This is a genomic window from Achromobacter sp. 2789STDY5608621 (genome assembly GCF_001299375.1).
Taxonomy (GTDB): domain Bacteria; phylum Pseudomonadota; class Gammaproteobacteria; order Burkholderiales; family Burkholderiaceae_B; genus Achromobacter; species Achromobacter insuavis.
This window is the reverse complement of the sequence record NZ_CYTU01000010.1, coordinates 120,437-122,442: the sequence shown is the minus strand read 5'-3', so window position 1 is coordinate 122,442 and position 2,006 is coordinate 120,437. Positions and strand designations below refer to the sequence as shown.

General features: G+C 73.5%; 2 protein-coding genes. Both read left to right on the top strand.

Translation table 11 applies throughout. The features are described from left to right. Nucleotides 1–4 precede the first annotated feature (4 nt). Complete coding sequence (locus tag AOZ53_RS12830; RefSeq protein ID WP_369816816.1) at nucleotides 5–697, top strand: glutamine amidotransferase; 693 nt, start codon at nucleotides 5–7, stop codon at nucleotides 695–697. Then, nucleotides 691–2,006 (top strand): L-lactate permease (locus tag AOZ53_RS12825; RefSeq protein ID WP_082385622.1); only part of this gene is annotated, 1,316 nt, incomplete at its 3' end. The genes AOZ53_RS12830 and AOZ53_RS12825, both read left to right, overlap by 7 nt.

The following is a 2,006-nucleotide window of genomic DNA, read 5'->3' as shown; positions in this document are numbered from 1 at the left end:
CGCCATCCTGCAAATGGGCCGTCCGCCCGAAGACCTGCGCGCCACCCACGGCGAACAGGCCGACTGGGTCGCCGCCGCCCTGGACGGCATCGACGTCCCCCTGACGGTCCTGCATCCCGCCGCCAGAGACGCGCTGCCCGACCCCGCCTCGCTGCGCGGCGCGGTGCTGACCGGCTCCTGGTCCATGGTCACCGATCGCGAGCCATGGAGCGAACGCACCGCGCAATGGCTGCGCGACGCCATGGCCGCGCAGTTGCCGCTGCTGGGCATCTGCTATGGCCATCAGCTGATGGCGCACGCGTTCGGCGGCGTGGTCGACTATCACCCGCGCGGCCGCGAAATCGGCCTGCATACGGTTCAGCGCCTGCCCGCCGCGGCCGCCGATCCGCTGCTGGCGAGCCTGCCCGACCGTTTCCTGGCCCACCTGACGCACGAGCAGAGCGTGCTGCAGCCGCCCGCGACCGCGACGGTGCTGGCCGGCACGGCGCACGATCCGCATCAGGTGCTGCGCTACGGCCCGCGCGCGCTGTCGGTGCAGTTCCACCCCGAATTCACCGCCGGCCTGATGGACGCCTGCCTGGCGCGGCGCCAGGGCCTGCTCGCGGCGGACGGCCATGACGTCGCCGCGCTGCGCGCCGCCCTGGCGCCCACCCCGCACGCCCAATCGATCCTGCGCGGCTTCGCGGCGGCATGCTGACCTACCTGCTGTGGTCGCTGCCGGCGCTGATCGTCATCGCCGCCATCGCCAGCGGCCGCCTGAACACCACCCTGGCCGCCGTGCTGGGCCTGCTCGCGGCCGCGCCGGTGGCCCTGTTCAGCGCGCCCGGCGTCTTCGGCGCGGGCCAGCTGGGCCATGCCCTGGCGCGCGGACTGTGGATCGGCGCCATCATCACCCCCTACATCCTGGGCGGCCTGCTGTTCTGGCAGATGGCCGCGCGCGGCGATCCCGGCCAGCGTGACGCGCTGGCGCCGGCCGACCCGCTGGCGCGGCGCCGCCTGCTGTTCTTCGCCTGTTTCCTGATCGGCCCTTTCGCGGAGTCGGCCACCGGCTTCGGCGTCGGCATGCTGGGCACGGTGCTGCTGATCCGGCCGCTCGGCTTCAAGCCGCGCGAGCTGATGGTGTTCGCGTTGTTGAGCCAGACCCTGATCCCCTGGGGCGCCATGGGCAGCGGCACGCTGCTGGCCTCGGCCTATGCGCGCGTGCCGGCATCCCAGCTGGCGCTGGTCGGCATGGTGCCGGTGGCCCTGCTGATGATCGTCTGGATGACATTGTTCTGGCGCACCGCGAACCGCGCCGGACTGCCGGCCGCCGCCAACGAGCGCACCCGCGAGGCCGGCTGGATGCTGGCCTGCCTGGCGCTGCTGACGGCGGCCACGGCGCTGCTGGGGCCCGAAACCGCCCTGCTGGCGGCCTATGGCCCGCTGATCGTGCTGCGTTTCGTGCTCGACCGCCGGCCCGGCCGCGCCGAGCTGCGCACGGCGGCGCGCGGCGCCCTGCCCTACATCGTGCTGATCGCCTGCCTGGTGGTGACGCGCCTGGCGCCGGGCCTGAACCCGGCCCTGGCCCGGCTGGCCAGGATCGCGCCCTATCCCGACCTGCCCGCCTGGGCGCCTTTCCTGCACGCCGGCAGCTGGCTGATCGGCGGCGCGCTGCTGATGGCGCTGCTGCGCCGCCAGCCCGGCCTGCTGGCCGGCAATGCGCGCCACGCCTGGAACACCGGCAAGCACGCGGTGCTGTCGGTGTTCCTGTTCGCGATGATGGCCGAGGTGCTGGCCGGGGCCGGCATTTCGCAGGCCTTCGCGGATGGGTTGTTCCGTAGCCTGCAGGACTGGACGCTGCTGCTGACGCCGCTGCTGGCCGGCGCCTTCGGCATCCTGGCCAACAGCGGCAACGCGCCCAACAGCCTGTTCATGCCGTCGCAGCTGTCGCTGGCGCTGCACGCCGGCCTGAGCCTGCCGGCGGCGGCCGCGCTGCTGCACGTGTCGGGCACGTCGATGGGATTTTT